Source organism: Corynebacterium sp. S7 (assembly GCF_054401105.1).
On record NZ_CM136760.1, the window covers coordinates 1,145,761 to 1,168,614 of the forward strand.

A 22,854-nucleotide genomic window follows, 5' to 3' on the forward strand; every position below is an offset into this window, starting at 1 on the left:
GAACGCGTTAGCGAGCAAGCCTTGTTAGGTTGGAAACTATGGAATTCCTTAGCAAAGAAACAATTGAAAAAGCGCCAGTAATGACGGGGGTCGCGCCGGCATTGGATACAGCGGATCTGCCCGAGCACCCAGGCGAGCTGTTTGCCTCGTGGTTCGAGGTTGCAGTGGAGCAACAGGTTGGCGATGCACGGGCGATGCACCTTGCCACAGTGGACAAGGCGGGACTTCCTGATGTACGCGTGGTCAATCTCATGGGCGTGGACGAGAATGGCTTCAGCTTTGGAACCGGCTCTGCGTCGATGAAATCAGAGCAGCTGGAAGAAAACCAAGTCGCAGCGCTGAGCTTTTATTGGCAGCCATTGTTGCGCGCGGTGCGCATCAGGGGAGAAGCACAATTGGCTCCAATGCCAGAAGGCTCTGAGGGCGGATTCCAGGTCTGGACCGTGCGCCCATCCCACGTGGAGTTTTGGCAGGGAGGCGGTGGCTACAACGCTACCCGCATTCATTATGACAAGACCGGCGAGCAATGGAGCTCGCAGGTCTTGGGTTAGTCTTGGTCCGGGTTTTTGACTAGTGGCCACAAGATATTGACAACCTTCTCTGGGTAATCGTCGGGGATTGCTCCTTCAGTGGTGTATTGCAATAGCATTCCGCCAATAGCCATCGATGACATCAGTCCACGGTCTGCGTCTTTGCGAACTATTCCGCAATCGATGGCTTCCTGGAAGTAGCGATCGAATTCTTCCTGGAGCGGAGCTACGACGCGTTGGCGCCACCGTGCCAAATCCTCATCGGAGCTGGCCATCAGGCTGCCGATGAGCCTGATGCCGATTTGGTTCTCCAAATAATCTTTGATTTTTCGGTACAGCTCAACGATGCCCTCGCGAGATGCTGGCATGTCATGAGAAAACTCGAATGACACCTGGTTGGAAACGCCAATGATCATATCCATGCGGTCGTTATACCGCCGATAAATCGTGGTTTTGGCAACACCGGAGTGGGCAGCTACCGAGTCGATGGTGACTGCCGACAACCCGTGTTCACGCGCGATGGCGAGCGTGGATGCCGCGATCTTTTCATCGGTAGCATTGCGGCTTGCAGCCTGCCTAGCCGTCGGCTTCTTCGTCTCGGTTTTCACACTCATCGTCTCTTCTAGTTTCTGTATAGAATGCAATCCTAGCAGCGCGCTAGGGGTGCAAAAAGCCGGCCACTTGTTGGGCCGACTTTTCGTTCGACTTCGAGCTTCGGTTTACAAGGTTTTATAAGTCTGCCTTCTTAGCAGGAGACTGAACCAGTCCGACGATTCCGAAGACAACTACTGCTGCACCGACGATCCACATCGTCCACGCTGCGCCAGTGTAAGTGGCGAAGCCTCCGAACCAAGGTGCGAGGAATGCGATTGCACCAGCGATGATCTGGACCCATTCAGAAGCAGGGGAGCTAGCAGTTGCCAGTGCCCAGAGGGCTACGGCTGCGACCACGATACCCATGGTGACGGGCCAAGCTCCCCAGCCCGTGGGGCCTGTAGTCCACAGTGCTGCAAACAGGAGGTAAGCGCCGAGCACCAGGTTGACCCAGTCTGGCCATGTCTTCCAGTTTGCCTGTTCGGCCGAGTTGCTAGCGGTGTTGTAAGAGGTATTTGGTGCGGTTGGGGCGGTCATTTTGACGCCTTCCTTTCGGGGGTTTTCTTTCGTTGTCCCATCTCTTGGGCTCACCTCTTATTCTAGCGATACTTTTTAGTAGTGCAACGTTTTTGTAGCGAACTTAACATTGTTGGTTTAGCGCGGTTTGGAAGCCGTTTGTTTCGTTATGGAAAAATCCCCTTGAACTGCACAAATTGTGCATTTCAAGGGGATTGTTTCGGTCTGATTACGGTTCGGTGAAGGTGCTTTTCTTTGAGGCTTAAACACCCTCAATTGTGACGTTTGTGGACTTGATTACGGCCGTGGCCATCGAGCCCACTTCGAGGCCAAGTTCCTCGACTGCTTCCGTGGAAATCAGCGACACGATCCGAAAAGGTCCACATAACAATTCGACTTGGCTCATAACTTTGTCCGATGTCACTTTTGTGACCAGACCGGTGAGATGATTGCGGGCGGAACGATTCTGTGCGCCCTGGTCTAAGGAGTCGAGGTCCTTTTCTGCTGCGATCTCTTGGCCAATTTTCACCAATTGCGCGCCTTCGACGGCTGTACGTCCGGAGGCATCTTTATGTGCTTCCAGTTTTCCTTGAGAAATCCACCTCCGGACGGTGTCGTCGGAAACTCCAAGGAGATGGGCTGCGGTGCTAATTCGGATCATCGCCATCTCCTCAGAGTATCTCTTGGATGAAAGTTTCGGGGGACTACATCTCGTCGTCAAGCATCTTTGTCTTTGCTCTTGGTGTTATGGCTCCAGCGGGATGATCTCGGTCTTGCCACCGTCCTCGAGGAGCATGTCCTGAGTCAAAGTTTGCTGAACATCTGGATCGACTGGCACCTCAGTGACCTGGATATCCGACTGGTTGCCCGTGGCCTGTGGCTGCTGTTGCAGCGTGAAGGTGCGCGATTGTGGCGCAGTGGTGTCGATACCGAAGAAGGTGCCTAGACCTTTAATGTTGAACTGGGTGGAGTTGTACCTAGAGTTGTCGCTGGTATTCCATTGAGAAACAACGATATCCATGTTGTCCAGTGTGGAAGTTGGGGTGATGTAGCCCCCATAAAGCTGAGTGAAATTGGACGGGGTTTGTTCCGCTGCCCACCCGCCGGTGCCCGAAATGACAACGTTCGCGGGAGTAATCTCGTTCCAATCGCGGGCGATGTCTTCGGATATACGGATTTCAATGGCCATGGTCTCGCGGTTGAACATCGCCAGTACCCAATGGCCCTGGATGTAGCGGAGGTTCATTTCGCCCGCCGCAACATTTTGGTCGAGGATCGGAGAGCCGGACTTGCCCCACTGGTCGGTCTGCGGGTCGTAGACCTCCCACTTTGTGCGGTCGGCGATGTTTTCGACTTGGAAGCGCGAAAGATAGACCGGATCCTTGCGCTGGAACTCCGAGCTCACCACATAGATATATCCGTCTGGACCCTGCTCCCAGGAGATGAGATTACCCATGCCGTTGAGATAGGTGCGGGGAGTGCGAGCGACTGAGGTCCACGTTGCGCCGGAGTCGGTTGACTGCCAGATTTCGGTGTACAACACATTGCCGACACCTTCGTTGGCCATTGTCTGCATGTACATCGTGTCATCGATGGTGATGATGTCGGACGGAAGGTGAGTCAGTCCCCGGTCATTGTGCGTGTAATTGAGGAGTTGTTGTACTTGTTCGTCGCGATTCAGCGGGCGCAGAATCTCGATTTTTCCGTCTGCCCCCATGCGCGCGACCACGCCAACCGGGCTCATCCACTCGCCATCGCCGAGGCTGTAGCCGCGGAACGAATCACCAAAAATGATAACGAATTCGTCACCTGGGCCTAAGTCGGTCATGATTCCCAGGTCGCCAGAGTAGAACCCCGCGTTGTCGGAAATTCCCTTGCCCAGGAGGTCCCCGACGAGAACTACCGTTAGCTCCTCGGAGATGGAGTCCGCCCATTTTGTGGGAGTACTTGGGGTGCTTGGGGTGTTCTGGCTGCTTGAGCCACTCGAACTGCTTTGCGCGGTTGCTAGGGCTGGGGAGAATAATGTTGCGGCAAGGCTGGCCGTGACGGCGCATGCCAGGAAGGTTCGGTTCAAAGATCGCTCAATTCGAATAATGCTGCAGAAGCAGCGCAATGTGACAAGACAATAACGGTTGACCGAGATTGAGACTAACAAAGCACGAGGCTGCGCACCCGCTTCTAAGCTGGAAGGTATGAAAAAAGCTGTAGTTGGATCATTTGTTGTTGCTTCACTTTTTTTGGCTTCTTGTTCTGAAACGGATTCGAGCGCAAGCAGGGGAAGTTCTTCGGGATCTTCTGGTTCCGAGGATTCTTCGGGTTCTTCTGGTTCCGCGGTGGGGTCGTCGTTAAGCATTCCCAGTGATGCCACCGAACACGGCAGATTCGATGCTGGCTGGGCACTCGAATTCCTCCCCGGGACCGACTATTTGCTTGTCACCGAGCGCGGTGGCGCCTTGCAGATGATGGACTTAAACACTGATAACACAGTGGAAATTGCCAATACTCCCGAGGTTTATAGTGAAGGCCAGGCGGGCATGCACGATATTCTTGCCGGCCCGACCTTTGAAAATGACGGCACCGTATATCTCAGTTGGGTGCGTGACACCGCGCAGGGCCCGCAGGGAGTCATCGGGAGGGGGAAACTGAATACCGAAGCTGGCTCGCTGGAAGAGTTTGAAGAAATCTGGCAGCAGACACCATCGGAGCACGACGGGCACTTCGCACTTCGCATGCTGATCCAGGATGACTACTTATTTGTCACCTCTGGCGACCGTCAAGCGTTCGATCCCGCACAGGACATTCAGTCAAATTTGGGCAAGGTCCTGCGGCTAACGCTCGACGGAGAGCCCGCACCGGGTAATCCATTCGCGGGCCAAGGTGGCCGATCCGACGAGATCTACTCAATGGGCCACCGCAATCCGCTGGGTATAGATACCGACCAGCGCGGCGAACTCTGGGTTTCCGAAATGGGGCCGAGGGGCGGTGACGAGCTCAACCACCTCGTAGAAGGGGAGAACTACGGATGGCCTGAGGCCTCGATGGGCAGGCACTATGACGGCAGCAGAATACCTGACCACCAGCAGGGAGACGGCTATGTTGCGCCCGCTGAGTATTGGGTGCCATCAATTTCGCCAGGTAACTTGATGATTTACAAGGGGCAGCTTTTCGACGAGTACACGGGCAACGCATTTCTCGGAGGGCTGTCGGGTGAGAAGATTGTCCGAGTACAACTAGATGGTGATCAGGCTTCGTTCATTGAAGAATGGGACATGAGCAATCGTATCCGGGCCCTCGAGGAAGCGCCGGACGGTTCCATCTGGATCCTCGAAGATGGGGAAAACGGGCGCCTGCTTGAGTGGAGGCCTGCGTAGCTTTCTATCGCTTGGGTTCTCGCACCCACGCCCCAATGACGCCTGGGACTACTTCAGGACCTGGCCCGAGGAGAGCTTTCAGATTGCCCTCTCGTTCGACTGCACTGGTGACCTTTTTCACCGCCCCGGCAGTTGATTTCGGGCCGCCCCCGTTTCGACCTGCTTGCGCCATGCCTGCAGGGACCATGCCGCGACTGTTTTGGTTGGTGTGTTGGTTGGTGGTGTGATTGCTCGGGTGATTGCTGTGGGCTGATGCCCCTGGAGAACCGTTGCCCGGACCTGCATGTGGGTTGTTTACATTGCTGAACTGGCCGGTATTGCTGCCATTGCCGGGGGCATGCCCAGACCCAAAGGCAGTAGAAGGGGATCCGAAAAAGCCTGGCCGCGGGGTGCCGAACGCGCCGTGGGGCCCAGAAGAATTGGCTCCGGAAGAATTGGTTCCGGACCCGCGGATTGCGGAATTCGGAGCCCTATTAGCTACCGCTCCGAGTCCTCGCCCGATTGGGTTGGACCGTGAAGCCGAGTTGGCCCCGTTCCCTGCGCCGAATGGACTAGATGCTTGGCCCAAGTTGCCGAAGGGCTGCATGCCTTGGCCTCGCGCCATCGATGCAGCCGGGCCCGCTGAATTGCTGGCTCCCTGGGGAAGTGTGCCCGGAAAAGCTGAAGCACCCGTCATTGAAGCAGCAGGATTTGTCGCACCCGAAGCATTAGGCAAGGCTCCTGGCAGGCCCTGACCGCCAGGATTGAGAGTCGGTGGCATTGCGACGCCCGTGGTTGCCGTGGTAGTCGGGGCCTGGCCAGCAAGTACTTGTTCCAGCTGCTCCGGGCCGGTGCGCAGGAACTCGTCGGCAAGCGATTGTGGATTGCTCATGCGAGCCGCCGTGGAGTAGCCCATCTCGTTCATTGCCGCAGCGACCGATGGAGGAAGCGGCAGCTCGGCAGGCTCGGGGACGCGCTGCGCTGCGCCGCCGATCTGCGCCGATGCTCCGCTCGGGTCATTCATACCGGGCAAGAGCTGGCTTATCGCTGGGATCGACGGTGCGAGAGCCGCAGTGGCCATACCGGGAAAAGCGTTGAGATAGGTCTGCTCTAATAAGGCCGCGGCATCAGGCCTGACCACCATCAGCGCTTGATACGTGGCGCCGACCGACGCGGTCTGCTGGCCCAAACCGAGGCTTCCCGTGCCGAGTCCAGTCGTGTGACCCGCCATCAGCGAAGCATTGCTTGCGAAAGCCAAACCAGTATTCCGAAGCGTCGTAATATTGGCGATGGCCTGGGAAATCGCATCGGTTTCTGCCGAGGAATGAAGATCTGCAAGTACACCGTCGAGGCTCGCCGCAGCGGCCGTGATCGTGCTGGCAAGACTGGTCCAATCGGTGGTCATGCCAGCAGGTATTGCGAAGTTCGTCGCTGCGAATTGACCGCAGAGAGCAATTAACGACGAAGGGCGTGCAACCATTGGCAAAGATGCGTGAAACGGCAGGGTATCAGTGTTCCTTGCCGGGCCAGAAGAGCGCAGGCTGCTCAACTTGTCGCCAATTGGATGCTTCACGCCGAGGCTGGACAAAGTTCCGGCGATCGCTTGGTCGCCATCGATGAAGTCGGCGAGATTTGTGCTTAGAGTGTTCGAGGCGTTGGCGAACCGATCTGCGAAAGCCTTCTGAGATGCGATGGCATCCTTGTCCAGGATGGTCGAGTGGGTGAGCCCAGCGTCGTCGAGGCCGGAGACGGTGGAGAAGGTTGGATTTACGAGGTTTGTATTTTGGATCGAGCTGGATTGAATATCCTGAAAAGTGCCGGTTAATTTGTCGATAGCAGCTAGAATGTCAACAGAATTAATGTACATGTCCCCAGTTTTCGTTGGTAAACGGATGCTTGATCTAAACGGATATTTTGTAGAAGTGCTCTAACAACTCGGTGCCAGTTCGGCAAACATCTTCGAAATTGGAAGCACTTATTCCTTGATCGACGTCCACTGAAAAAATTCCTCTGGACGTGGAGATCGCTGCGCGACAAGTCGTCGGATTATCCAATTCTGTTCGATAGTGAAAGATCTCAGGCAAAATTTCACTTGAATAGTCAAGAATGAGCTCGCCTTGAGATTTGATTTGCTCGAATGGAGCTAAATTTCCTGAGACCGTTATCGAGAGCTTGTCGTCTTGGCTCAACGGACGAATCCCACAACTTAGAAGGCTTCCTTCCCCTCTGGATTGTGTTTCTCCGCGCACCTCATATCCAATAGCCGCGAACTCTTCGGCCGATATTTCTTCACACGGATTAAACACGTTGGGGTACACCTCTTCGGGATTGAAGTCTCCGATAGGTAGTACGCCGCTTTGAAAGTGAAATGCGTGTCCGGCCGACTCCTGCGAGGTGCTGGAAGCAGCAGTGGAATCGTCGATAAGCGACGTACTTGGCTCCGCAGTCATCGCCGAATTCTGAGGTGGCGAGCATCCTGCAATTACAATCGCGCAAGCAAGGATGGTCGCTAAACTACGGCTTTTCATATTCCTCCCCCGAGTAAAAAGTCGTGCATTGGCATTTTTGCATATTTGGAGTGGATCCGCACGGCGAGTGGAGCTCATTCAAAAAATTAGAAAGAATGTTCTAAAAAGTTCCATTTAGCCCTTGTATCCGTCCTCAGGACATGTATAATCAAGGTATCGAAATAGAACAAAAGTTCTAAATCTGAAATGGCAGGGGGTCTCATGGCAATGGAAATCAAGGACTTAGTGCGGCAAATCTCAGAGGCAATGGAAGCGCTGAGTACGGTCATGATGCTCCCGGAAAACCAGTCCTTTTTGGCTGTTCATGAGGACATGGAGAAGCTTGAAGAGGCTTTTAACCTCAAGGCAACCATTGATGCGTCGGTTGCTTTTATTGGGGAGCGTGACGGTGCTGGTCAGCTTGTGGGGGCTAACTATCCAGTCGAATATTTCACCGAAAGAATGGGGCTCTCTCGGGCGGAGGCATTTGCGCGTCTACAAAGGGGACAAGCGCTCTTTGGTAAGACACAGGAGCCAAAGCCGGAACCAAATCTCAATCCCGAAGATGAAGAGAAGCAGAAAGAAGAGGCGCGCAAGCGTGCTGAACGGGAAAAGAAGGCCCAAGAGAAGGCTCGACGGGATGCGGCGAAGAACAAGATTTCGGCGGAGAAGCAGCGCATTATCGAGCGCGCTCTCAAAGATCTGAATGAGCATTCTGATCCTGGTCGTGCTGAAATACATGCGCAGGCCATGGAAGCGGCAAAAACACGAAGTACTTCTGAACTGAAAAAGCTCGTCGAGGACATGGTGCGCCGTGCCAACCGAAAAGGGAAAGACTACTCGGGACAAAAGGATCCGCTTGCTGGTTTCAAGAGGCGAAGCTTTCACGTGAGTGAGCCGGATGCTGACGGTGTAGTCACCATCAACGGCAAGCTTGCCGGCGCTGAAGCTGCCGCATTGAAAGCCGCCTTGGCCCCAGGTCTTGCACCAGGGAGTAATACCAATAGAGATTCGAGCGACGACAAACGCACCAAAAGCCAGCGATTGGCAGACCAATTCGCGGTCATTGTCAGATCGTTCAACCAGGATATGGTTGCGAAGAACAAAGGAATTGGGTCGGTTGTCATCGCCATGACTGTTGATGATCTTGCTGGCGCCGATTGGACTACCCGATTCTGCACGAACACCGGGGTCGACCTTGATTGCTTTGACATTCTTCGATTGGGAATGACCGGAAGTGACTTCGTTCTGCAGCTTGATTCAGTTACAGGAGTTCCACTCTCGGCAGGTCGAACAAGGCTCTCCAATTTCGAGCTAAGAATCATCATGCTGGCAATGCAAGCTGTATGCGCATGGCTAGGGTGCACGAGGCCGATGACGGAGCTGGAAGCCCACCACATACTGGCCTATATACAGGGTGGCTTGACTGACATAGAGAACTTAGTCCTGTTATGTCGAGAACATCATAGATGTAACAACGACAATCGCGATGGCGCAGACAACAAGGGCTACATCGATCGCGATCTTTCCACCTGGGAAACGGGCGTCATGCCAGCAGACGGTTCGCCGATGAGGCCGAACACCACCTACCAGCATGAACAAGCACCCGGGCAAAAGTTGCGCCGACGTGCGAGAGAACGGTACCCAGACTTCGATGCGGAAAACCGTCCAACCCAAGATCCACTGCTTTACCCTCCGCCAGATAAAACAGGCGCATGGAGCATGGCATAGTGGTAGCCCTAATATCTCAACCCCTACAAACGAAAGACCCAATTTGGCCTGGCCAAACTGGGTCTACCCGTCGTTGTGAAACCTCATCCAAGGCTCACGAGCGTGAACTACTCGTTGTCGCCACCTGTTGCCAGAACGGCATCCTGCTCATCAGAGTCGGAAGCCTTGTCGGACCAAGTCCAGTTAGCAATCGAAGGAACGTCCTCGCCATTCTCAAACGCATAAGAGCGGGCGGAAATTCGAGCATCCTCCATGTACTGACGCAGGTTTGCGTACTTGGAACCCAACGAAGGAACACGATCAATGACATCCATGACCAAGTGGAAACGGTCCAGATCATTGCGCATCACCATGTCGAATGGGGTAGTGGTGGTGCCTTCTTCCTTGAAGCCACGAACGTGGATGTTCTTGTGGCCATTGCGGCGGTAAGTCAGGCGGTGAATCAGCCATGGGTAACCGTGGTATGCAAAGATGACTGGCTTGTCGGTGGTGAAGTAGGTATCAAAGTCACGGTCCGAAAGTCCGTGTGGGTGCTCCTTCTCATCCTGAAGGCGCATCAGGTCGACGACGTTGACCACGCGAACCTTCAACTCTGGAATAGCCTCGCGCAACATCTTTGCTGCAGCCATTGTCTCCAGGGTTGGAACGTCACCAGCGCAAGCGAGCACAACATCTGGGTCTTCGCCCTCAACTTCGGTGCCTGCGAAGTGCCACACACCAAGGCCACGGGTGCAGTGCTTCAAAGCCTCGTCCTTGCTCAACCAGTTCGGGTTAGGCTGCTTACCTGCAACAACTACGTTGACGTACTGGCGCGAGCGCAGGCAGTGGTCGAACGTGGACAGCAGGGTGTTGGTATCGCAAGGAAGGTAGACGCGAACAACTTCGGCCTTCTTGTTCACTACGTGGTCGATGAAGCCTGGGTCCTGGTGGGAGAAACCGTTGTGGTCCTGGCGCCACACGTGAGAGGACAGGAGGTAGTTCAGGGATGCAATTGGCTGGCGCCATGGCAACTCGTTGGTGACCTTGAGCCACTTCGCGTGCTGGTTGACCATCGAGTCAACAATGTGGATGAAGGCCTCGTAAGAGTTCATCATTCCGTGGCGGCCGGTCAGGAGGTAGCCCTCCAGCCAACCCTGGCACTGGTGCTCGGACAGCATCTCAACAACGCGTCCCGCGCGGGCGAGTGGATCATCCTTATCCGATTCGTACAGGTCAGCGTTCCACTGCTTGTCGGTTACCTCGTAAACATTCTGCAGCCTGTTAGAAGCAGTCTCGTCAGGGCCGAAAATGCGGAAGTTGTCAGGGTTGAGCTTGATTACGTCGCGGAAGTAGGTGCCCAGCTGGCGGGTAGCCTCGGTCACTGGTGCCCCAGGAGTTTCCACATCGATGGCATAATCGCGCCAGTCCGGCAGATTCAGATCTCGCAGCACCACGCCACCGTTGGTGATTGGGTTCGCAGACATGCGGAGTTCGCCAGTTGGAGCCAGCGAAGCGATTTCAGGCAAGAGTTTGCCGTCCTCGTCGAAAAGTTCTTCTGGCTTGTAGGACTTGAGCCAATCCTCCAAGTTCTGAAGGTGCTCATCGGTGTCGCGGGCATTAGCCAGAGGTACCTGGTGCGAACGCCAGGAGTTCTCGGTGACCTTGCCGTCGATTTCCTTCGGACCCGTCCAGCCTTTTGGAGTGCGCATGACAATCATTGGCCACATCGGACGCTCGAAGTCGACGCCGTCGGCATCTGCCTGAGCTGCTGCTGCCTTGATGTCGGCGATTTCGTCGAGGCAATCGTCGAGAACTGCCGCGAAACGGGTGTGGTAGGACTCAGGGGATTCGTCATCGAAGCCGGCAACAAAAACGTGTGGCTTGTGTCCGTAGCCGACCATGAGGGCTTCGAGTTCCTCGTCGGAGATGCGTGCCAGCACGGTTGGGTTAGCAATCTTGTAGCCGTTGAGGTGCAGAATTGGCAGCACAACGCCATCTTGGTTTGCGTTCACGAACTTATTGCCGTGCCACGAGGTGGCCAGTGGGCCGGTTTCGGCCTCGCCGTCGCCGATCACGGTGACAACCAAAAGGTCCTTGTTGTCGAAGGCCGCGCCGTATGCGTGGGACAACGCGTAGCCGAGCTCGCCACCCTCATGGATGGAACCTGGGGTCTCCGGTGCGGCGTGGGATGGGATGCCACCTGGGAAGGAGAACTGCTTGAACAACTGCTTCATGCCGGTTTCATTCTCCGGCACATTTGGGTACACCTCAGAGTAGGTGCCCTCGAGGTATGTGTTTGCCACAATGCCTGGGCCACCGTGACCAGGGCCAGTGACGTACATTGCGCTGAGTTCGCGTTCCTTAATGGCACGGTTTGCGTGTGCATAAATGAAGTTCAGGCCAGGCGTGGTGCCCCAGTGGCCGAGAAGGCGGCGCTTCACATGATCGCGATTCAGTGGCTCGCGAAGAAGTGGGTTATCCAGAAGGTAGATTTGGCCAACGGAGAGGTAGTTGGCCGCGCGCCACCAGGCGTGAATCTGGTTAGCGGTTTCTGGGGTGATTTCTGCGCTTGCATTTGCGGGGCGATGCTGCCAGGTCGAGGCAACGTTCATGGGGTGCTCCTCAGTTCTAGTTTGTGCGCATACAGCAGTTGCTGTATCTGTTCTCCATTTAACCTGGATTCATCAACCCGCGTCACTGGTATTACCAATAAAGTTGAGTTAATAATGTCACACCGATGTCATTTCGGCTGGAAAACTAGCGTGAGCCACAGAACTCGTTAACTTTTTCACATCTGCGTTTTCTGCGGAAACCATTGAGTTTGCCTATTCTGAGAGGTATGAGCGATTTTTCAGGCCACACAATCATCGTGACTGGAGCCGCATCCGGCATCGGTCGTGCCGCCGCACTATTGCTTGCAGCGCGCGGAGCCCACATCGTCGGGGTTGATAAGAACGATTCTGTCGAAGATCTCATTGACGAAATTCGGGCCCAAGGTGGCTCCGGAACCGCAGTGCGCGGTGACCTGACTGATCCGGGAATCATTCGCGCCACCGTCGAACGGGCCGTCGATCAAGGCGGGCTGCTCGACCTCGTCAACAACGCGGGCGTCATGGATCATTTCCAGGGTGCTGCCTCAGTATCTGATGAGGTGGTTAATCGCTCCTTCGACATTAACCTGTTCGCTCCCTTTCATATGGTGCGGGAAGTCTTGCCTCACATGATCAAGGCGAAAAAGGGGGCAATCGTCATCGTTGGTGCCGAGGCTTCCTTCCGTGGTGGTGCCTCCGGCGTCGCCGATACGATGTCAAAGCATGGTCTCGTTGGCTTGGCCAAGAACACCGCGTACACCTACGCAAAGAAGGGTGTGCGCACGAACCTTATCGGCCCGGGCAGTGTGTCCACCCACCTAGCCAGCGGTTTCGATCCGCTTTCGATCAACCCGGACGAAGGCATGGACGCAATCTCCCCAGTTCACCAGGCGTCAATCCGCACTGCGGAGCCCGAAGAGCTGGCCAGCGTCATCGCATTCCTCCTCTCAGATGAGGCAAGCTACATCAATGGAGCGATCATCCCGGTCGACGGTGGCTGGCAGGCAGGTTAAACAGGCAGGTCAAGGCACGATCATTTTCGCTTAGCGACGAAAGCCCCTGCCAACCATTCATAGAAACGCATACCCCAGCGCTGCTCAAAAATCGCGAACCATATAAAGTTTTTCTTGTGATCGAATTTTTGCAAGAGAACGTTTTGCTGACCATTTTTATAGTCATCGCTGCGGGTGCGGCATTCGGTGCGATCCCATTTGGCCCGATCAAGTTTGGTGCGGCCGGCGCGCTGTTTGTCGGCCTTGCAGTTGGTGCTTTCGTTGAGCTGCCTGCAGACCAATTGTCTATTCTCCAAGATCTCGGTCTGGGTTTGTTCGTCTACATGGTTGGCCTCGAAGCAGGCGAGACCTTCTTTAAGAACATCCGTTCGCAATTTGGGCTGATGATGATGTCGCTCGTTTCAATCGTGCTTGGTGCCCTCGCGGCCGTCGGTGTCGGCGGATTGCTCGGGATTGCCCGCGAGGTTTCCGTCGGTGCGTTCGCGGGAGCGTTGACTTCGACTCCTTCCCTCTCGCTGGCGCAGCAGCAAACCGGCTCCGACCTGCCTGCGGTTGGATATTCCATTGGTTATCCCACCGGAGTGATCGTGGCTATCTTGCTGGTAGCGGCAACCATCACGAGGAACTGGAAGGCACCCAAGGATGAAGACCGTTCCGCCGAAAGCGAGCTGCGGGGCGTGCGCATTGCGGTGGAGAAAACGGTGACTTCCGATGAACTTGACGAAAAATTCCCAAACCAAATCACCGCGGGCGTGTTGAGTCGCAATGGAAAGACGGTCATCCTAGATTCTGACTTCACACTTGAGCCCGGTGATTCCGTATTCATGATGACCACCAGGGGAGTGCGCGACCAAGTAATCAAAACCATCGGTCGAAAGCTCCCCGAATTGTCTCGCCGGATCCCGCACATGACAATTCAGCGTTTCAGTGTGTCGAATCAGGACATCGCGGGCAACGAGTTGGGCAATCTCCCGCTGTACGAGAAGTTCGGCGCGCAGACCCTTCGGGTGCGCCGCGGAGACGACGAGCTGCTTGCAACCGATGATCTCCACATTGCGTCCGGAGACGTGATCGAAGTCGTCGTGCCTACCGCCAACGTCACCCGTCTTGAGCAGTATCTCGGCGATTCCGTCCAGGTGGCCAATCAGCTCGACTGGGTAGCTGCCGCAGGTGGCCTCGTCTTCGGCTTCATTCTGGCGGCCATCCCGTTCCCGCTCCCTGGCGGAACCAGCTTCCTCATCGGCGCCGCGGGTGGCCCCCTGATTTCAGGGTTGATCCTCGGCGCCCTCAACCGCACCGGTCGCATCGCGTGGCAGCTACCACGCTCAGCGAACTACGCGCTGCGCCAGTTCGGCCTCATGCTCTTTTTGGCCGCGGTGGGCACCGCATCCGGTCCGGCGTTCGCATCCACGGCGTTCTCATTGCAAGGCTTGACGACGATTCTTCTCGCCGCAATCATCGCCCTAGTCGGTTGTGGATCGCTGCTGCTCATGGCGTACTGGGCGGGTCAATCGGAGACCCGGGCGAACGGTGCCGTCGCTGGCTAGCTGGGTCAGCCTGCAGTCCTTGAATATGCCCTGCAGAATTCTAATGACAATCGAATTATGGCCGGTTATTCCACGACTTTTGCGATCGCGTTGATTTTCAAGATCATGGTGGTTCCGTTCATGTTGATTTAGAGCACAACCCACACAATCTGATCCTCTTTCCCAATAGGCTGGTTTATGTAAGGAGCCAATCTCAAAATAAGGACAGATTATGTCAGAGAAGGATTTTGCAGGACAAGCAATCATTGTTACTGGTGGTGGCTCGGGAATCGGACGCTCCACGGCATTGCAGCTGGCGGAACGCGGAGCCCATGTCATCGTGGCGGATCTCCATACCTCCGGTAACGATGTCGCCGAAGAAATCACCAACGCTGGAGGCCAAGCAACCGCCGTCATCGGTGACATTTCCGACGACGCAATCGTCGCAAAGCTTGTCGAAACGGCTACCGCAGCAGGCGAGCGCATCGGACTTGTGAACAACGCAGGCGTCATGGATCAGTTCGACGGTGTCGCATACACCTCGGACGAGATATGGGACCGCGTTATCCGCATTAACCTCACCGCTCCCTTCAAGCTGATGCGCGCTTGCGTGCCACACATGCTGGAAGCTGGCAAAGGTGCCATCGTCAACGTCGGTTCCGCGGCCTCCCTCCGTGGCGCCGCTGCAGGTGCAGCATACACTTCGTCCAAGCACGGCCTCGTAGGCCTGACCAAAAATGCTGCCTACATGTACGCCAAGCAGGGGATTCGCACGAACTTGGTTGCCCCAGGAGGCGTGGCCACCAACATCATGGATTCAATTGATGGCTCACAGATCAACCCAGAGCACGGTCTCGATGCCCTCAAGCCAGTCCACGATTCCGCCGTTGTCAATGCGACCCCAGAAAGCGTTGCCACTGGCATCGTTTTCCTGCTCTCTGATGCCGCAGAGAACTTCAATGGCGTTATCATGCCTTCCGACGGCGGTTGGTCCGCAGGTTAAGGGCTAAAAGTTAAGGTACTCGATGCGTCCAAGCGTGCGTTGAGTACTTCTTATCGACGAGTTCCTGCGCGGCATCCATATCTTGCTGCAAAAGCTCGGCAGGCTGGGCGCCATAGCGTGCGCTGAAAGTCTTGATCAGCGTGTTAATGATTTCTTCGCGCGAGGCACCAGTCTGTCGACGAAGCGGATCCACGCGCTTCTTTGCAGAGCGCAGACCCTTGTCAGCAATCTTGGCTTTGCCAATACGCAGTACTTCGGTCATCTTGTCGGCGTCGATGTCGTAGCTCATGGTCACGTGGTGCAAAACAGTTTTTCCCTTGCGCTTCTGAGCTGCACCGCCGATCTTGCCGCCATCCGAAGTGATGTCGTTGATGGGCACGTACCAAGCGTTGACACCGTGTTCGGCAAGGGCTGCGATAACCCAGCGGTCCAAGAATTCGTAGGAGTCGGTGTAGGACAATCCCGCGACGAGCTTTTCTGGCACGTAGAGGGAATAGGTAATACAGTTTCCACCCTCCATGAACATCGCGCCACCACCAGACATTCGACGCACCACCTGAATGTCGTGCTTTTCCACGCCATCTGGGTTGAGCTCGTTAACGTACGACTGGTAGGAACCGATTACGGTCGCGCGGTCTTCCCACTCCCAGATGCGCAGGGTAGGGCCACGTTTCCCTGATTCGACTTGGTCCATCAACAACTCGTCGAGGGCAACATTCATCACTGTAGGTAACGGACCCGGGTGGATGATCTCCCATTCAAGGTCAGTGAAATCAACCGCATCGGTAACTGCTCGGCGCACCACCTGGGCGACATCGCGGGTACTAAATCCGTGCAGTGCAACGCCCTCAATATTCGACAGGGCTGCATCGAGGCGGTTGGTCAGGGCCTGCGTGTCGTCGTTAAGCGATGCTCCCTGCAACGCCGGGCCGAGGGCTTCATAGGCTTCTTCGGGCTCGAGGAAGAAGTCGCCGGAGATCTTTGCGCTAACGATAACCTCGCCGTCCGATTCGACATCGGCGACGACGAGTTTTCCACCTGGGACTTTAATTTCTGAATGATGATTTGTTGTCATACCACCATTTCTACCCGAATTTCGAAACATTTGTGTGCTCTAATTCGGGAACCGGTACTAACTCTCCAGTGAAGCCGCCTCCTGCACAGCCTTGCTCACAGCGGGCTCGACGCTCGGGTCCAACGGGGAAGGCATGATGTAGTCCGCAGCGAGGTCGTCGCCGACACATGCTGCGATCGCCTTGGAGGCCGCAAGCTTCATCGCGGGGGTGATGTGTGTGGCGCCAGCTGCAAGCGCTCCAGCAAAGATGCCGGGGAAGGCCAGCACATTGTTGACCTGGTTGGGCAGGTCGGAGCGGCCGGTTGCCACCACGGAGCCATACTTGTTGGCAAGGTCCATCGGAATCTCTGGGTCGGGGTTTGCCAACGAGAACAGAATCGGATCCGGTGCCATCGACTGCAGTAGTTCCTCGCCCACGTGGCCACGTGAGACACCGATGAAGGCGTCGGCGCCTGCGAAGGCTTCCGCTGGCCCGCCCGTGAGCCCGCGAGGATTGGTCACTTCGGCAATCTTTTCCTTTACCGGGTTCAGATTCTCGCGACCCTGGGAAACGATGCCGCGGGAGTCGAGCACGACAATGTCTTTCACACCGGCTTCGAGTAGCATGCGAGTACATGCAACTCCGGCAGCACCGGCTCCAGAAACAACAACTTGGAGGTCCTCCAAGTTGCGTCCTGTTACCCGGCAGGCGTTCGCCATTCCAGCGGTGACCACAATTGCGGTGCCATGCTGATCGTCGTGGAAGACTGGAATGTCCAGGCTTTCTTCGAGGCGATGCTCAACCTCAAAACAAATCGGCGCGGCGATGTCTTCCAGGTTGATCGCACCCACGCTCGGCGCGATTGCTGTCACTGCCGCAACGATTTCATCGGCTAAGTGCACGTCCAAGACGATGGGGATGGCATTCAAATCGGCAAAAGTAGTAAATAGCTGGCACTTACCTTCCATGACGGGAAGTGCAGCACGGGGGCCGATGTTGCCTAGGCCCAAGACTGCGGATCCGTCGGAAACGACCGCCACGGTGCGTGAAATCCCGGTCAACTCGCGGGCCGCAGTGGGGTCGTCCTTGATGGCCAAACATGCCTCGGCCACGCCGGGACTGTAGGCGATGGAGAGATCGCGTTTCGTCGTAAGCGGGCGAGTGGACTTAATGGAGAGCTTGCCACCGCGGTGGGCTTCGAAAACTTCTTCTTTGGTAATTGGGTCGTTGAGGTCTTGCGCTGTGGTGTTCACATAATCAATTATGGCAAGGAGCCACTGGCAATTCAGCGCTATTTCCTATCGCTAGATAAATGTCACCTATGATTCAGGGGTTGTCCGAGGGTGCTTCCGAGTTTCGCAGCGCCGACCCATCGACAACAATGTGGATCTCCTCCGAGACCAAGACATTTCCGGAATCCAAGACCGTATTCCACTCCACCCCGAAGTCTTTCCGATTGATGTCCAAGGTTGCCTCGAAGCCCACACGGGAGTTGCCGAACTGATCGCGCTCAGCACCGAACACGGCCACATTGAACAGCACCTCGCGAGTTGTTCCCTTGATTGTCAGATCGCCGGTGACGTACAAGGTGTCCGAGCCCTGGAACTCAACCTTGGTGGACTCAAAGGTCAGTGTTGGAAACGCGCGCACGTCAAGAAAGTCCGGGCTGCGCAGGTGAGCGTCGCGTTGCGGCTGACGTGTGGTCAGCGAAGAGGCATCGATCGTTGCGGAAATGGTCGAGGCCTCCGGGCTATCGTCGTTAATATAAAGGGAGACTTCCCAATCCTGGAAGGTGCCGTGGACTCGGCTGATCATCGCGTGGCGTGCGGTGAAATTAATAGAGGTGTGGTCTGGGTCGAGCTTGTAGTACCCGTTGATGTCACTTGTCATTTCGGATTCCTCACCAATTTCCTCACCAAATCTCTCACCAATCTATTAGGATCCAACAAAACCTATAAAGACCTTCGCCATTGCCAATGGTTTAGTACACTACCAAAGGTATTTGTGGTCCGGAGGCCCCCTTGAAACTAAATACATCAAGTTTGGGGACAATTTTCCTCGGCGAAACCGGGATTCCTCGATTAGACTGCCCCGAATAACAAAAGCTCAACACTTCTGCAGGTGCGCTGCAGGTTCGATGGGGAAAGGAAATGACAAATTCATATGTCTCGCCAGCGACAATACAATGATGCTCTCGACGGGATTGCAAACGATCTCGATGGGTTCCTCGGAGCTGCCCTCGTCGATGCGTCGACTGGCATGGCGCTCGCTTCGCGCTCTGGGTCCGCAGACTTCGATCTCGATGTTGCCGCAGCCTATAACTCGGAGATGCTCAAGGCGAAGAAGAGGACGCTCAAGGCGCTAAACATTGACTCGCCACTCGAAGAGTTTCTAGTGACTTTGGAGGATCAGTACCACATGATCCGCATCCTCGACGACAATATGTTCCTCTATACCGCGGTCCGAAGCAAGGACACCACAATCGCAATGTTGCGCGCAGTGGTCAATATCCACCTCCGCAAGGTTGATTGAAGAGTAGCCTCAACGGACGGTCAGTCGCAGGCATCGCTTCACGACGACACCAGCGCCCCGGTTCACACCACCGCCATTGAGGAAGAAACACACAACTCGACCACGAGTCAGCCTTTCAGCAAGCGCCGTTGGATTTCGCGCTTTCATCTCAGCTAACGCTAGACCTGCTCCTCCTGAGCCTCCTGTTCCTCCTGATCTTCACGGTAATGCCGAGGTCCAGCTGCCTGCGCTTCCTGGTCTCGCAACTCCAAGAGTTGGTCGGAGTGGCTGAGGTAGGGAGACAGGATCGGCTCCAAAACCGCATCCACTACGGTGTTTTCCGCAGTGTCCACCGTTTCCTCAGCCTCCACAGCAATTTCAATCCCAGGTTCCTGGGCAACCTCGTGCCCAGGCTCTTGCTCAACCTCGTGTGGCGAGCGCACAATGCGGGCGCCCTCGCGAGGGTTCGCCTCATCGTCGGGATCGGTAGCCAACGCATGGGCGACGGTGACCATGACCGTCCCATCTTCTAATTGATTGACCCGATACGTCGAGCGCGGGCGAGCATCGGGAACTTGAAGCGGTGCCACATGCTCAGAATCACCGTGTGGACGGCTGGCGTCGATGGTGACACTCAAGTCCTGAAAATATGCTCGACCCGCTACCGGGGCACCGGGATCGTCGTTCTGCACTGAGTGGATGAACGACAAAAGTTCCGTACCCGCATCGCCTGAAACCGTGCCTAGGACCCGGCCATCCAAGGTGGCTATGAGCTGGTCGCCCATCTGCGTCAGGATCAATAACCACTGTCCGGGGCTGAGCACTTGGAGCTCGTCCTCGTCGAATTCACCCGTTGCTGTGTCCACCTCGAATGCGCCCCCTGGGGGCAGCACCCGGGTGTCCTCGGTGACGTTGTTGCGTGGAACCGCCAGCTCTGGGGGAGGAAGCAGCACATCGACGAAGAGCTGGCTGCCTTCGATCCGGATCCCAGCCAGTGTCTCCGGCAGGAAACCAGAAGAGCTAACGCGCACCATTTCCGGATATTCTTCGCGCAGCTCCTTGGATACTTCGCCTAAGATTCCGAATTCCCAGCGCACCCGCCACGTTCCCTTGACCGGGTCGGCGGCGAGGGTGACGGGAACGAACACTTCCTCTTCAGTTGGCGTGAACTGAGCAAACAGGGGAGCCTGGAGGACATCGTCGACCGGCAAGCGGCGGTACTGATTCAACGCGACCGGAGCCACGAGATAGTGAGGAAGATTAATCATGTGCACCCGATCCTTTACCTGTCAGCTCGAAGAGTACGAAAAGTAATAAGTACCATCCTATTTGATACCCACTGGTCGACATATCATTACAGGTACTGCGCTAAGAATCGTCCCGTTGCACTTTGCGCGTTGGCCGCAACCGAGCGCGGCGTACCCTGCGCAACAATTTGCCCGCCGGCCGAACCCGCGCCTGGGCCAAGATCGATCACGTGATCGGCTCGACTGATTACGCCGAGGTGGTGTTCCACGACAATCACTGTCGCGCCTTGATCAACCAGTCGATTGAGCAGGTCCACCAAAGATTCCACGTCGGCTAGGTGCAGGCCGGTGGTCGGCTCATCGAGAATATACAGCGTTGCCTTGTCATCGAGGTGGCTGGCTAACTTCAGTCGCTGTCGCTCGCCACCGGACAAAGTGGTCAGGGGCTGACCCAGCGTGATGTAGCCAAGCCCTACATCAACCAGATGTTGGCAAATAGTCGCTGCGGCCCGAACTTTGTTCTCCTTCAAAAACTCAGTTGCTACCAAGGCGCTCATGCCAAGTACTTCGGCAATATTCTTGCCGCCCAGGGTGTAGTCCAGCACGGACTCGTCGAAACGCTTGCCCTCACAGACCTCACAGGTCACATCCACACCTTGCATCATGCCAAGGTCGATATAGACCACACCTGCGCCCTTGCAATGCGGGCACGCGCCCTCGGAATTCGGGGAGAACAAAGCGGGCTTGACCCCGTTTTCCTTCGCAAATGCCTTACGAATCGAGTCCAGCGCACCGGTATACGTCGCCGGGTTCGAGCGGCGCGAGCCCGAGATATGGGATTGATCGACCCACACGGTCTTCTCGTCGTGGGGCACGAAAGACACTAACGACGATTTACCCGACCCGGCCACACCCGTCAGCACAGTCAGTGCCTCGCGTGGAATCGACACCGAGACGTCCTGCAAGTTATTCAAATCCGCGTGTTTGATCTCGATGGCACTTGAGCCGGGGCGGACCTGGGAATCGTCGATAAGCGAAAAACGCGTATGCATGTGCGAGCCGGTGACGGTGTCAGCGGCCTCGAGCTCGGCGACCGTGCCCTCGAAGACGATCTGTCCGCCCTTGCTGCCCGCGCCGGGGCCCAGCTCGATGACATGATCGGCGATCTCGATGGTTTGGGGTTTGTGCTCAACGACGAGCACCGTGTTGCCCTTGTCTCGCAGACGCAACAGGAGCGTGTTCATGCGCTCGATGTCTTCGGGGTGCAGGCCTGCGGTGGGCTCGTCGAAGACGTAGGTGGTGTCGGTCAGCGCGGAACCCAGGTGGCGGATCATCTTGATGCGCTGCGCCTCGCCGCCGGAGAGCGAAGATGCCGGGCGATCGAGTGTGAGATAGCCGAGGCCAATCTCGACGAAATTGTCCAGGGTTTCCTGAATCGCGTTGATCAGCGGGGCAACCTGAGGGTCCGTGACCTGCGTGAACCAATTGGCCAAGTCGGTGACCTCCATGGCGCACAGCTCGGCGATGTTCTTGCCGTAGATTTTCGCCTCCAGAGCGTGTGGTGCAAGGCGTGTGCCTCCGCACTCCGGGCAGGCGACGAAGGTGACGGCGCCGTCGACGAAGGCGCGGATATGCTTCTGCATGCCTTCGCGTTCCTTCGACAGCATGGACTTCGAAATCTTCGGGATTAGACCTTCGTAGGTGACGTTGATCCCCTGGAACTTAACCCGCTCCTGGTCCTTGTACAGCAGATCGTGGCGCTGCTGCACGGTGAACTCTCCCACCGGGACATCAAGGGGATAGAAGCCGGACTCGGCGTATTGGCGCCAGGACCAGGAGTCCACCTTGTACCCGGGGACAAGTATCGCGCCGTCGTTGAGGGAGAGGGAATCGTCGACAACTGCTGCTTCATCGACCTTGCTCACACGGCCGGTACCCTCACAATTCGGACACATACCGCCGGTGCGCGTGTAGTTTTTGACCACTTTCTTGTTGCCCCGGGCATCGGTCAGCGCGCCACCGCCCGAAACCGACGGCACATTGAAGGAATACGCGCCGGGCCCGCCCACGTTGGGCTCGGCGATGCGGGAGAACAGGATACGCAACATTGCAGTGGCATCGGTGGCGGTGCCTACCGTAGAGCGGATGTTGGCACCCATGGGTTCCTGATCGACAATGATCGCCGCGGTGATGCCCTCAAGCGCATCAACGTCGGGCCTGGCCATCGAGGGCATAAAGCCCTGCACGAAGGAGGAATAGGTTTCGTTGACAAGGCGCCGGGATTCGGCCGCGATGGTAGAGAAAACTAACGACGACTTACCGGATCCCGACAAACCCGCAAACACCGTGAGGCGGCGTTTCGGGATCGTGACCGAGATATTTTGAAGATTGTTCTCATTTGCACCACGGACTTCTATCTGGTCGTGGGTATCTGCGGCTAAACTCATAGAAAATAGAGTACGGAACAATTTCGATGAATGAATCGTTGGTGATGGTGTGGATTCCAAAGATTTTTCAATGAACGGCTTTACCGGCCTGGTCAGTATCGCCGGTGCCGATGATGCCTTGGTGTGCGGGCCCGATGGCTGCGCTCCCGTAGGCCAGGTAGAACAAGCAGGCGAGGCAAGCGAAGCTGGTGAGGGCTCGTCGGACGACGACCCTGCCGGTAGACAGATCGCGCCCATGGAGGACAGAATCTAAC

General features: G+C 56.1%; 20 protein-coding genes. 8 read left to right on the top strand and 12 right to left on the bottom strand.

Annotation, left to right across the window (positions count from 1 at the left end; genetic code table 11):
- Positions 1-38: 38 nt before the first annotated feature.
- Positions 39-551, top strand: a complete 513-nt coding sequence (locus ACXZ66_RS05580) for a pyridoxamine 5'-phosphate oxidase family protein (RefSeq protein ID WP_458750900.1) — start codon at positions 39-41, stop codon at positions 549-551.
- Here the strand turns inward: ACXZ66_RS05580 and ACXZ66_RS05585 are convergent.
- The 4 genes from ACXZ66_RS05585 to ACXZ66_RS05600 form a co-directional block, all read right to left on the bottom strand.
- On the bottom strand, positions 548-1,144 hold the full coding sequence (locus tag ACXZ66_RS05585) for a TetR/AcrR family transcriptional regulator (protein WP_458750901.1): 597 nt from the start codon (positions 1,142-1,144) through the stop codon (positions 548-550). The genes ACXZ66_RS05580 and ACXZ66_RS05585 overlap by 4 nt on opposite strands.
- A 115-nt stretch (positions 1,145-1,259) precedes the next feature.
- A complete protein-coding gene (locus ACXZ66_RS05590) occupies positions 1,260-1,661 on the bottom strand; it encodes an SPW repeat protein (protein ID WP_458750902.1) in 402 nt (133 codons plus the stop codon).
- Between the two features lie 241 nt (positions 1,662-1,902).
- Positions 1,903-2,307, bottom strand: a complete 405-nt coding sequence (locus ACXZ66_RS05595) for a TOBE domain-containing protein (protein ID WP_458750903.1) — start codon at positions 2,305-2,307, stop codon at positions 1,903-1,905.
- Between the two features lie 78 nt (positions 2,308-2,385).
- On the bottom strand, positions 2,386-3,714 hold the full coding sequence (locus ACXZ66_RS05600; RefSeq protein WP_458750904.1) for a DUF4185 domain-containing protein: 1,329 nt from the start codon (positions 3,712-3,714) through the stop codon (positions 2,386-2,388).
- Positions 3,715-3,832: 118 nt separating this feature from the next.
- On the opposite strand from ACXZ66_RS05600, the gene ACXZ66_RS05605 reads away from it, so the two are divergent.
- Positions 3,833-5,011, top strand: a complete 1,179-nt coding sequence (locus ACXZ66_RS05605; protein ID WP_458750905.1) for a PQQ-dependent sugar dehydrogenase — start codon at positions 3,833-3,835, stop codon at positions 5,009-5,011.
- A 4-nt stretch (positions 5,012-5,015) separates the two neighbouring features.
- Here the strand turns inward: ACXZ66_RS05605 and ACXZ66_RS05610 are convergent, their stop codons facing one another.
- Both ACXZ66_RS05610 and ACXZ66_RS05615 read right to left on the bottom strand, forming a co-directional pair.
- Complete coding sequence (locus tag ACXZ66_RS05610; protein ID WP_458750906.1) at positions 5,016-6,857, bottom strand: hypothetical protein; 1,842 nt, start codon at positions 6,855-6,857, stop codon at positions 5,016-5,018.
- Between the two features lie 34 nt (positions 6,858-6,891).
- The gene (locus tag ACXZ66_RS05615; protein WP_458750907.1) at positions 6,892-7,596 is read right to left on the bottom strand and encodes a DUF3558 family protein; all 705 of its coding nucleotides are present in this window, start codon (positions 7,594-7,596) and stop codon (positions 6,892-6,894) included.
- A 123-nt stretch (positions 7,597-7,719) separates the two neighbouring features.
- On the opposite strand from ACXZ66_RS05615, the gene ACXZ66_RS05620 reads away from it, so the two are divergent.
- The gene (locus tag ACXZ66_RS05620; RefSeq protein WP_458750908.1) at positions 7,720-9,228 is read left to right on the top strand and encodes an HNH endonuclease signature motif containing protein; all 1,509 of its coding nucleotides are present in this window, start codon (positions 7,720-7,722) and stop codon (positions 9,226-9,228) included.
- 107 nt (positions 9,229-9,335) lie between these two features.
- Here the strand turns inward: ACXZ66_RS05620 and ACXZ66_RS05625 are convergent, their stop codons facing one another.
- Entirely contained in the window at positions 9,336-11,819 is a 2,484-nt protein-coding gene (locus ACXZ66_RS05625) for a phosphoketolase family protein (RefSeq protein ID WP_458750909.1), read from the bottom strand.
- Positions 11,820-12,046: 227 nt separating this feature from the next.
- Between ACXZ66_RS05625 and ACXZ66_RS05630 the strand changes: the two genes are divergently transcribed.
- From ACXZ66_RS05630 to ACXZ66_RS05640, 3 genes are all read left to right on the top strand, one after another.
- On the top strand, positions 12,047-12,811 hold the full coding sequence (locus tag ACXZ66_RS05630; RefSeq protein ID WP_458750910.1) for an SDR family NAD(P)-dependent oxidoreductase: 765 nt from the start codon (positions 12,047-12,049) through the stop codon (positions 12,809-12,811).
- A 116-nt stretch (positions 12,812-12,927) separates the two neighbouring features.
- The gene (locus ACXZ66_RS05635) at positions 12,928-14,358 is read left to right on the top strand and encodes an aspartate-alanine antiporter-like transporter (RefSeq protein WP_458750911.1); all 1,431 of its coding nucleotides are present in this window, start codon (positions 12,928-12,930) and stop codon (positions 14,356-14,358) included.
- Positions 14,359-14,569: 211 nt separating this feature from the next.
- A complete protein-coding gene (locus tag ACXZ66_RS05640; protein ID WP_458750912.1) occupies positions 14,570-15,340 on the top strand; it encodes an SDR family NAD(P)-dependent oxidoreductase in 771 nt (256 codons plus the stop codon).
- Positions 15,341-15,350: 10 nt separating this feature from the next.
- Here the strand turns inward: ACXZ66_RS05640 and ACXZ66_RS05645 are convergent, their stop codons facing one another.
- From ACXZ66_RS05645 to ACXZ66_RS05655, 3 genes are all read right to left on the bottom strand, one after another.
- Positions 15,351-16,415, bottom strand: coding sequence for a lipoate--protein ligase family protein (locus ACXZ66_RS05645; protein ID WP_458750913.1), 1,065 nt, complete (start codon positions 16,413-16,415; stop codon positions 15,351-15,353).
- 57 nt (positions 16,416-16,472) lie between these two features.
- Positions 16,473-17,648 carry an NAD(P)-dependent malic enzyme gene (locus tag ACXZ66_RS05650; RefSeq protein ID WP_458750914.1) on the bottom strand — a complete coding sequence of 392 codons (1,176 nt, stop codon included), beginning with the start codon at positions 17,646-17,648 and terminating at the stop codon, positions 16,473-16,475.
- Positions 17,649-17,721: 73 nt separating this feature from the next.
- Entirely contained in the window at positions 17,722-18,285 is a 564-nt protein-coding gene (locus tag ACXZ66_RS05655) for a YceI family protein (RefSeq protein WP_458750915.1), read from the bottom strand.
- A 273-nt stretch (positions 18,286-18,558) separates the two neighbouring features.
- On the opposite strand from ACXZ66_RS05655, the gene ACXZ66_RS05660 reads away from it, so the two are divergent.
- Entirely contained in the window at positions 18,559-18,927 is a 369-nt protein-coding gene (locus ACXZ66_RS05660) for a roadblock/LC7 domain-containing protein (protein ID WP_458750916.1), read from the top strand.
- Between the two features lie 158 nt (positions 18,928-19,085).
- On the opposite strand, the gene ACXZ66_RS05665 is transcribed toward ACXZ66_RS05660, so the two are convergent.
- The gene (locus ACXZ66_RS05665) at positions 19,086-20,174 is read right to left on the bottom strand and encodes a hypothetical protein (protein WP_458750917.1); all 1,089 of its coding nucleotides are present in this window, start codon (positions 20,172-20,174) and stop codon (positions 19,086-19,088) included.
- An 86-nt stretch (positions 20,175-20,260) separates the two neighbouring features.
- Positions 20,261-22,600: an ATP-binding cassette domain-containing protein gene (locus ACXZ66_RS05670; RefSeq protein WP_458750918.1), complete on the bottom strand. Its 2,340-nt coding sequence runs from the start codon at positions 22,598-22,600 to the stop codon at positions 20,261-20,263.
- Positions 22,601-22,670: 70 nt separating this feature from the next.
- Between ACXZ66_RS05670 and ACXZ66_RS05675 the strand changes: the two genes are divergently transcribed.
- Entirely contained in the window at positions 22,671-22,853 is a 183-nt protein-coding gene (locus ACXZ66_RS05675; RefSeq protein WP_458750919.1) for a hypothetical protein, read from the top strand.
- Position 22,854: the final 1 nt, after the last annotated feature.

What these genes read in the sequence shown, in the direction of transcription:
- ACXZ66_RS05620 (WP_458750908.1), top strand. Translation starts at nt 7,720, where the DNA reads ATGGCAATGGAAATCAAGGACTTAGTGCGGCAAATCTCAGAGGCAATG.
- ACXZ66_RS05585 (WP_458750901.1), bottom strand. Translation starts at nt 1,144, where the DNA reads ATGAGTGTGAAAACCGAGACGAAGAAGCCGACGGCTAGGCAGGCTGCA.
- ACXZ66_RS05645 (WP_458750913.1), bottom strand. Translation starts at nt 16,415, where the DNA reads ATGACAACAAATCATCATTCAGAAATTAAAGTCCCAGGTGGAAAACTC.
- ACXZ66_RS05615 (WP_458750907.1), bottom strand. Translation starts at nt 7,596, where the DNA reads ATGAGCTCCACTCGCCGTGCGGATCCACTCCAAATATGCAAAAATGCC.
- ACXZ66_RS05660 (WP_458750916.1), top strand. Translation starts at nt 18,559, where the DNA reads ATGTCTCGCCAGCGACAATACAATGATGCTCTCGACGGGATTGCAAAC.
- ACXZ66_RS05580 (WP_458750900.1), top strand. Translation starts at nt 39, where the DNA reads ATGGAATTCCTTAGCAAAGAAACAATTGAAAAAGCGCCAGTAATGACG.
- ACXZ66_RS05630 (WP_458750910.1), top strand. Translation starts at nt 12,047, where the DNA reads ATGAGCGATTTTTCAGGCCACACAATCATCGTGACTGGAGCCGCATCC.
- ACXZ66_RS05640 (WP_458750912.1), top strand. Translation starts at nt 14,570, where the DNA reads ATGTCAGAGAAGGATTTTGCAGGACAAGCAATCATTGTTACTGGTGGT.
- ACXZ66_RS05655 (WP_458750915.1), bottom strand. Translation starts at nt 18,285, where the DNA reads ATGACAAGTGACATCAACGGGTACTACAAGCTCGACCCAGACCACACC.
- ACXZ66_RS05670 (WP_458750918.1), bottom strand. Translation starts at nt 22,600, where the DNA reads ATGAGTTTAGCCGCAGATACCCACGACCAGATAGAAGTCCGTGGTGCA.
- ACXZ66_RS05625 (WP_458750909.1), bottom strand. Translation starts at nt 11,819, where the DNA reads ATGAACGTTGCCTCGACCTGGCAGCATCGCCCCGCAAATGCAAGCGCA.
- ACXZ66_RS05590 (WP_458750902.1), bottom strand. Translation starts at nt 1,661, where the DNA reads ATGACCGCCCCAACCGCACCAAATACCTCTTACAACACCGCTAGCAAC.
- ACXZ66_RS05595 (WP_458750903.1), bottom strand. Translation starts at nt 2,307, where the DNA reads ATGGCGATGATCCGAATTAGCACCGCAGCCCATCTCCTTGGAGTTTCC.
- ACXZ66_RS05665 (WP_458750917.1), bottom strand. Translation starts at nt 20,174, where the DNA reads ATGATTAATCTTCCTCACTATCTCGTGGCTCCGGTCGCGTTGAATCAG.
- ACXZ66_RS05675 (WP_458750919.1), top strand. Translation starts at nt 22,671, where the DNA reads ATGAACGGCTTTACCGGCCTGGTCAGTATCGCCGGTGCCGATGATGCC.
- ACXZ66_RS05605 (WP_458750905.1), top strand. Translation starts at nt 3,833, where the DNA reads ATGAAAAAAGCTGTAGTTGGATCATTTGTTGTTGCTTCACTTTTTTTG.
- ACXZ66_RS05610 (WP_458750906.1), bottom strand. Translation starts at nt 6,857, where the DNA reads ATGTACATTAATTCTGTTGACATTCTAGCTGCTATCGACAAATTAACC.